The sequence below is a fragment of the Mycolicibacter sinensis genome (genome assembly GCF_001673565.1).
Taxonomy (GTDB): Bacteria; Actinomycetota; Actinomycetes; order Mycobacteriales; family Mycobacteriaceae; genus Mycobacterium; species Mycobacterium sinense_C.
This window is the reverse complement of record NZ_LZMF01000102.1, coordinates 46,537-54,613: the sequence shown is the minus strand read 5'-3', so window position 1 is coordinate 54,613 and position 8,077 is coordinate 46,537. Positions and strand designations below refer to the sequence as shown.

Here is an 8,077-nt window from a genome sequence, read left to right as displayed (position 1 = left end):
CATCACCGAGCCCCGTATCGGCCCGGTGCTGTGATGCGGCGACGCTGGGATGCCGCATCACCAGCAGCTCGGGCACGTGGTCAGGCCGGTAACCGGCGCCTGCATGAACGCTGGGTGCGCTTTGATGAGCGCAAGAAACGTTCGGTGGTCGCCAACGCTGCGATCGCACGTGAGCTGGCCGGATGGTGTTGGTCGCTGGCCGTCCTCGACGACTGAGCGCCCCACAAATGTCCAGATGAGTCAACCGGGTGTCGGCAAGCGTCTTGGAGTGACCCGCGTCGCCGCTATGAGCGATAACGTTGCACCGCAACGGATCATGCTCGACTTTAGACAAGCGGTCCGCTCCGACTCGAAAGTCCCGTCCTGCGGTAGCCAACCCGCGTATATCAGACTGACACGCGTCGATACGACACGCTCGACACCCACAACCTGACCCATTTGGTCAACAAAGCGGCGGCCGCAGCGACGGTTGCGGCCGCCGCTTCCCCCTGCCCACTTGACAAGATGTCCCCCATATCAGCGGCGACCCGCTGCACCCGGCTCCGCCGCGCTTGCGATCGCCTAGGGAATGCCGCCGTCGGCCCGCACGATCGAACCGGTGGTGTAGCTGGAGGCGTCCGACATCAAAAAGAGTGCGGCGCCGACGATCTCCCGTGGCTCTCCGGCGCGCTGTAAGGCGAAGTGCGCGAACGGGTTCGCGGCGTCGCCGAGGTTCCATGCCTTGGCGATATCGGTGAGAAACGGCCCGGGCATCAAGGTGTTGACCCGTACCGTAGGGCCGTAGGCTTGGGCCAGCGCCTCGGTCATCACGTTGAGGCCGGCCTTGGACGCCGCGTAGGGGATGAACGACGGGTGCGGGCGCAGCGAGCCATGGGTGGAAACGTTGATGATCGAGCCCCGGCCCGCGGCCACCATCCGTTCGCCGATGAGCGCCGAGAGCCGAAACGGTCCTTTGAGGTTGAGGTTGACCACCGCGTCGAACATCTTCTCGGTGACGTCGGTCTGTTTGTCGTATACCGGGGACATACCCGCATTGTTGACCAGCACGTCGACCCGGCCGAACCGCTCGTACGCCGCGTCGACCAAACCGTCGAGCTGATCCCAGCGTCCGACGTGCACCGCGTACGGCAGTGCGCTGCGGCCGGTTTCGGCCTCGATCTGCGCGGCGGTGGCCTGGCAGGCGTCGAGTTTGCGGCTGGCGATCACCACGTCGGCGCCGCAGCGGGCGGCGGCCATGGCCATCTCCCGGCCCAATCCCCGGCTGCCGCCGGTGACGAGCACCACCCGGTCGGTCAGGTCGAACAGCCCGTCCGCGTACCCCATGTCAGCGAACCGACGGCAGAGAGCGGGCCAGTTCGGCGGCGTGGGCGATCAGCTGCGGGATCATCGGGCCCATCGCCGCCGCGATCGCCGGGTCGACCTTGTTACTGGTCACCGATGCCGCGTAGGTCTTCTCCAGCACGATCCCGAGTTTCCAGTTGGCCAGCACCAGGTAGTAGTCGATGTTCTCGGTGGACAGTCCACTGACCTGCTCGTAGCGCTCCAGTAGCTCGGTGCGGGTCGGCATGCCTGCGAGGTCGGCGTAATAGCCGTGGGTGCGCGGGTTTTCGCCGTCATAGCCGAGCAACGCCCAGGCCAGGTCGAGCAGTGGATCGCCGATGGTGGTCATCTCCCAGTCGATGATCGCGACCAGTTTCGCCGGAGCACCGTGGGCGTACATCACGTTGGCGAACTGGTAGTCGCCGTGCATGATGCCCGGGGTGTAGTGCTCGGGACGGTTGCGCCGCAGCCAGTCCGACGCGTCATCCAGCCCGGGCAGCTCGCGCACCCGGTAGCTGTCCAAGAACGCCAGCCAGCGGTCGACCTGCCGCTCATGGAATCCGTCCGGGCGCCCGAACCCGTCGAGCCCGCGGGCGCGCCAGTCCACCCGGCCGAGGCGGGCGGCGCCCTCGACCAACTCGAAGGCCAGGCCGCGACGGGCGGTCAGGTCGGTGTCGAAGGGGGCCGGCCAGGCGTTGCCGGTGGAGTTCCAGCCGTCCACCTCGGCCATCACGTAGAACGGCATGCCGATCAGGCCGCCGTTGTCGTCGGCGGCGATCAGCTCCGCGTGCGGGACATCGGTTCCCGACAGCGCCCGCACCAGCCGGATCTCGCGGCGCAGCCCGTCGATCCGGGCGGCATCCGCCCGCGCGCCCGGCATCCGCAGCACCATGGTGGCCTCGCCGCGGCGCAGCCGGTAGAGGGTGTTCTGTGACCCGCCGGTCAGCGGTTCCAGCACCGGCAGTTCGCCGTCGCCGGGCGCTCCCGGTGCGCCGTTGGTGTCGAGCCAGCGCCCCAGCGCGCCGCTGTCGAGCCGGGAATCCTGCGCACCGTCCATGAACCGCACCTTTCAATCTCCGTACGGAGAATACCGTTCTCCGCCGAAAATGGAAGGGCTACCGCATGCGCGGGGGCTTAACGGTGACCCGAGCTAGGGGTTGAGGACCTCGGAGATCGGGGCGCCGCTGGCGATCTTGCCGCGCGCCCCCATCACCTTGCCGGGCCGGCCGGCGCCGACGACACCGACCAGCACGCCGTCGCGCTCGTAGTAGGCCAGGAACTTGTGGCCGTCGTCTTCGACCAGGTGCACGGTGTCGGTGGCCTGCGGCTCGCCCAGGCACTGGATCTTGACGTCGTATTGGTCGCTCCAGAAGTAAGGTGGCACCGCCACGTCGTGCAGGGATTCCCGGCCCAGCATCGTCGGGACCATGACCCGCACCTGGGTGACGACGTTGCTCCAGTGCTCCACCCGGATCTCGTGGCCGCCGCGGCCACGCCAGAACGCCACGTCGCCGACGGCCCACACGTTGGGTGCGCTGGTGCGCCCGGTCAGGTCGCACAGCACTCCGTTGCCGAGCTCGACGCCGCAGCCCTCCAGCCACTCGGTGGCCGGCCGGGAGCCCACGCCGAGCACTACCAGGTCGGCGGCCAGCTCGGCACCGTCGGCCAGCACGACGGTCTCGACGTGGCCGGCGCCGCGGACCTCGGCGACCCCGACGCCGCTGCGGACGTCGACACCGTTGGCCCGGTGCAGCCGCGCCACCAGTTCGCCAATCTGCTCACCGAGCACGCCGGCCAGCGGGGCGGGTTGCGGCTCGACCAGCACGACATCCACCCCGAGCTTGCGCAGGCTGGCCGCCGCTTCGCAGCCGATGAAACCGGCGCCGATCACCACCGCGCGGCGGGCGGCGGCCGCATCGCCGCGCAGCACCAGACTGTCTTCGAACGAACGGACCACCCGGATGCCGTTGACGTCGCCGAGGCTCGGAATGCGCCGCGGCACCAGTCCGGTGGCGATCACGAGCTGGTCATAGCCCAGGACGGTGCCGTCGGCCAGCGTCACGGTCTGCGCTGCGGTGTCGACTCCGCGGGCGCCGCAGCCCAGCCGCAGGTCGATGTCGCGTGAGGCGTAGAACTCCGGCGGTTCCAGGGTGCTGTCGTCGCGTTCACCGCGCAGCACATCTTTGGTCAGCGGCGGCCGGTCGTACGGCGGGCGGGTCTCGTCGGAGACAATGGTGATCGGCCCGGCATACTCCTCGCGCCGCAGTTCCTCGGCGGTGCGCACAGCCGCCAGACCGCCGCCGACGATGACGATCCCGTGTTCGGGCACGTCGATCCCCCTAGTGTGATCCCAGCAGAGCGCTCAGTATTTCAAAGCGCCCTTGTCGACCGGGATCTGCACACCTGTAAGGACACCGGAGCCCGCGCCGGCGAGCCAGACGACCACCTCGGCGACGTCTTCGGACGTCATGAAACCGTTGGGGCGCAACGGCATCGGCGGGAAGGCGTGCAAAAAGTCGGGGTGTTCGCCGAAGATCTTGGCCATCACCTGCGGCTCGATCATCGGGGTGTCGACCGAGTAGGGGTGGATCGAGTTCACCCGGATACCGTGCTCGCCGACCTCCAGCGCCAGGGTGTTGGTCAGGGCTACCAGGCCGTACTTGGACGCCGCGTAGTGGCCGTTGCCGGGGGTGGCCTTCAACCCGGCCGAGGAACTGACGATCACGATCGAGCCGCCGTTGCCGGCCTCGATCATCGCCGGCACCGCCGCCCGGATGGTGCGCCACGTGCCGGTCAGGTTGACGTCGATGACGGTGTTCCACTGCTCGTCGGTGAGCTCCCACAGCCGGCCCCAGCTCAGCACTCCGGCGTTGGCCACCACGACGTCGAGCCGGCCGAACTGCTCCACCCCGTCGGAGACCAGGGCGCGCAGCGCGGCGTCGTCGCGCACGTCCACGGAACGGGCCAGCACCTTGCGGCCGTGCGCCTCGACCCCGGCGACCATCTCGGCGAGATCGTCGGGCGTGGCCGCCGGATAGGTGATCGCCTCCGACGCCGGTGCGCAGATGTCGCAGGCGATGATGTCGGCGCCCGCGGCCGCCAGCCGGATCGCGTGCGCCCGGCCCTGGCCGCGCGCCGCGCCGGTGACCAGCGCCACCTTGCCTTGCAGATCGTGCTTCTCGTTCTGGCTCACGCGACGAGGCTAGCAGCTGAAACTGGAACCTGTTCTAGGTCCCCGCCACTTCTGCCCACAAGACGCAAAAGCCCCCTTTCCGCACCGGGAAAGGGGGCTTTCGCGACTGCTCGCGCAGAGGAACTACTTGATGATCTTGGTGACCCGGCCGGCGCCGACGGTACGACCACCCTCACGGATGGCGAACCGCAGACCCTCGTCCATGGCGACGGGCTGGATCAGCTTCACGCTCATCTCGGTGTTGTCACCGGGCATCACCATCTCGGTGCCCTCCGGCAGGCTCACCACACCGGTCACGTCGGTGGTGCGGAAGTAGAACTGCGGACGGTAGTTGGTGAAGAACGGCGTGTGGCGACCGCCCTCGTCCTTGGACAGGATGTAGGCTTGGCCCTCGAACTCGGTGTGCGGGGTGGTGGTGCCGGGCTTGACCACAACCTGGCCACGCTCGACGTCCTCGCGCTTGATACCGCGGATCAGCAGACCGACGTTGTCACCGGCCTGGCCCTGGTCCAGCAGCTTGCGGAACATCTCCACACCGGTGACGGTGGTCTTGGTGGTGTCCGGACGGATGCCGACGATCTCGACTTCCTCGTTCACGTTGATCACGCCACGCTCGACACGACCGGTGACCACGGTGCCACGACCGGTGATGGTGAAGACGTCCTCAACCGGCATCAGGAACGGCTTGTCGGTGTCGCGGACGGGGTCCGGGATGGACTCGTCGACGGCCTCCATCAGGTCCTGAACGGACTTGACCCACTTCTCGTCGCCCTCGAGCGCCTTCAGAGCCGACACCCGGACCACCGGGGCCTCCTCGTCGAACTCCTGGGCGGCCAGCAGCTCGCGGACCTCCATCTCGACGAGCTCGAGGAGTTCCTCGTCGTCGACCATGTCGGACTTGTTCAGCGCCACCAGGATGTAGGGCACGCCGACCTGACGGGCCAGCAGCACGTGCTCGCGGGTCTGCGGCATCGGACCGTCGGTGGCCGCGACCACCAGGATCGCGCCGTCCATCTGGGCGGCACCGGTGATCATGTTCTTGATGTAGTCGGCGTGGCCCGGCGCGTCGACGTGGGCGTAGTGCCGCTTCTCAGTCTGGTACTCCACGTGGGAGATGTTGATCGTGATACCGCGCTGACGCTCCTCGGGAGCGTTGTCGATCTGGTCGAACGCACGCGACTCGTTCAGGTCCGGGTACTTGTCGTGCAGAACCTTGGTGATAGCCGCGGTCAGCGTGGTCTTGCCGTGGTCAACGTGACCGATGGTCCCGATGTTGACGTGCGGCTTCGTCCGCTCGAACTTCGCCTTCGCCACTTCTTGTCCTCCTGGACTTGTTGGTGCTGGGTTACAGCAGGATTGATCTTTTCTAGTTTGTGCCACCGTAGCGGCACGGGCGGGTGGTGCCTATTCGCCCGTCGCCTTGGCGATAATCTCCTTCGACACCTGCGCCGGCACTTCGGCGTAGGAGTCGAACACCATGGAGTAGTTCGCCCGGCCCTGGGTCTTCGACCGGAGGTCGCCGACGTAGCCGAACATCTCCGACAGCGGAACCTGCGCCTTGACGACACGCGCACCGCTGCGCTCCTCCATGGCCTGGATCTGACCACGGCGGGAGTTCAGGTCGCCGATCACATCGCCCATGTAGTCCTCGGGCGTGGTGACCTCGACGGCCATGATCGGTTCCAGGATCACCGGCTGCGCCGCTGCGGCAGCCTTCTTCAGCGCCTGCGAGCCGGCCACCTTGAAGGCCATCTCGGAGGAGTCGACATCGTGGTACTGACCGTCGGTCAAGGTGACCTTGAGGTTGACCAGCGGGTAGCCGGCCAGCACGCCGTACTGCATGGCGTCCTGGGCGCCGGCGTCCACCGCGGGGATGTACTCGCGGGGAACGCGGCCACCGGTGACCTTGTTCTCGAACTCGTAGGTCGCCCCGTCTTCGCCGGTGAACGGCTCGATGTCGATGAGCACCTTCGCGAACTGGCCCGAGCCACCCGTCTGCTTCTTGTGGGTGTACTCGACCTTCTCCACCTTGCGGCGGATGGTCTCCTTGTAGGCCACCTGCGGCTTGCCGACGTTGGCCTCGACCTTGAACTCGCGACGCATCCGGTCCACCAGGATGTCCAGGTGCAGCTCGCCCATCCCACCGATCACGGTCTGGCCGGTCTCCTGGTCGAGGTGGACCTTGAAGGTCGGGTCCTCTTCGGCCAGCTTCTGGATCGCCAGGCTCAGCTTCTCCTGGTCGCTCTTGGTCTTGGGCTCGATGGCCACCTCGATGACCGGCGCCGGGAAGGTCATCGACTCCAGCACGATCTGGTTGGCCGGGTCGCACAGGGTGTCACCGGTGGTGGTGTCCTTGAGGCCGATCATCGCGTAGATGTGGCCGGCGGAGGCCGAGTCGACCGGGTTCTCCTTGTTGGAGTGCATCTGGAACAGCTTGCCCAGCCGCTCCTTCTTGCCCTTGGTCGAGTTGATCACCTGGGTGCCGGACTCCACCTTGCCCGAGTACACGCGCACGTAGGTCAGCTTGCCGAAGAACGGGTGCACCGCGATCTTGAACGCCAGCGCCGAGAACGGCTCGTCGATGCTGGGCTTGCGGCTGATGACCTCGTCTTCCTTGCCGGGCACGTGGCCCTGCACGGACTCGACGTCCAGCGGCGACGGCAGGTAGTCGATCACCGCGTCCAGCATCGGCTGAACACCCTTGTTCTTGAACGCGCTGCCGCACAGCACCGGGTACAGCTCCGAGGAGACCGTCAGCTTGCGGATGCCGCTCTTGATCTCCTCGACCGAGAGCTCCTCGCCGCCGAGGTACTTCTCCAGCAGCGCCTCATCGGTCTCGGCGACGGCCTCCAGCAGCGCGGTCCGGTACTCCTCGGCCTTGTCGGCCAGATCGGCGGGGATGTCGACGGTTTCGTAGGTCTCGCCGAGTTTGGTCTCGCCGCGCCAGACCTTGGCCTTCATCTCGACCAGGTCGACGATGCCCTCGAAGTCGTTCTCCGCGCCGATCGGCAGCTGGATGACCAGCGGGCGGGCGCCGAGGCGTTCCTCGATGGTGCGCACGGTGAAGTAGAAGTCCGCGCCCAGCTTGTCCATCTTGTTGACGAAGCAGATCCGCGGCACGTCGTACTTGTCGGCCTGCCGCCACACCTGCTCGGACTGCGGCTCGACGCCCTCCTTGCCGTCGAACACCGCGACGGCGCCATCGAGAACACGCAAGGACCGCTCCACCTCGACGGTGAAGTCGACGTGGCCCGGGGTGTCGATGATGTTGATCTGGTTGTTGTTCCAGAAACAGGTCACCGCGGCCGAGGTGATGGTGATGCCGCGCTCCTGCTCCTGCTCCATCCAGTCAGTGGTCGAGGCGCCGTCGTGCGTCTCACCGATCTTGTAGTTGACACCGGTGTAGTACAGGATCCGCTCGGTCGTCGTCGTCTTACCGGCATCGATGTGCGCCATGATGCCGATGTTGCGGACCTTGTTCAGGTCGGTGAGCACGTCCTGTGCCACAGCAGTCTTCCCACTCTTTCGATTACGTCAATTGCTTTGTCGCGCTGGGGCCGGCGG

Annotated in this window: 6 protein-coding genes and 1 pseudogene; 1 reads left to right on the top strand and 6 read right to left on the bottom strand. The window is 66.9% G+C overall.

What is annotated here, in order from left to right:
• Positions 1-216, top strand: a pseudogene (locus tag A5648_RS22850) (IS110 family transposase); the annotation flags it as partial.
• A gap of 345 nt (positions 217-561) precedes the next feature.
• Here A5648_RS22850 and A5648_RS15175 read toward each other — a convergent pair.
• From A5648_RS15175 to fusA, 6 genes are all read right to left on the bottom strand, one after another.
• Positions 562-1,323 carry an SDR family NAD(P)-dependent oxidoreductase gene (locus tag A5648_RS15175; protein ID WP_065025337.1) on the bottom strand — a complete coding sequence of 254 codons (762 nt, stop codon included), beginning with the start codon at positions 1,321-1,323 and terminating at the stop codon, positions 562-564.
• Between the two features lies 1 nt (position 1,324).
• Positions 1,325-2,377: a phosphotransferase family protein gene (locus A5648_RS15170; RefSeq protein ID WP_065025343.1), complete on the bottom strand. Its 1,053-nt coding sequence runs from the start codon at positions 2,375-2,377 to the stop codon at positions 1,325-1,327.
• A gap of 93 nt (positions 2,378-2,470) precedes the next feature.
• Positions 2,471-3,649: an NAD(P)/FAD-dependent oxidoreductase gene (locus A5648_RS15165; RefSeq protein WP_428844345.1), complete on the bottom strand. Its 1,179-nt coding sequence runs from the start codon at positions 3,647-3,649 to the stop codon at positions 2,471-2,473.
• A 33-nt stretch (positions 3,650-3,682) separates the two neighbouring features.
• The gene (locus tag A5648_RS15160; protein WP_234787440.1) at positions 3,683-4,513 is read right to left on the bottom strand and encodes a mycofactocin-coupled SDR family oxidoreductase; all 831 of its coding nucleotides are present in this window, start codon (positions 4,511-4,513) and stop codon (positions 3,683-3,685) included.
• Between the two features lie 123 nt (positions 4,514-4,636).
• Positions 4,637-5,827, bottom strand: a complete 1,191-nt coding sequence (gene tuf, locus A5648_RS15155; protein WP_065025335.1) for an elongation factor Tu — start codon at positions 5,825-5,827, stop codon at positions 4,637-4,639.
• Positions 5,828-5,917: 90 nt separating this feature from the next.
• Positions 5,918-8,020: an elongation factor G gene (gene fusA, locus A5648_RS15150; RefSeq protein WP_065025334.1), complete on the bottom strand. Its 2,103-nt coding sequence runs from the start codon at positions 8,018-8,020 to the stop codon at positions 5,918-5,920.
• Positions 8,021-8,077: the final 57 nt, after the last annotated feature.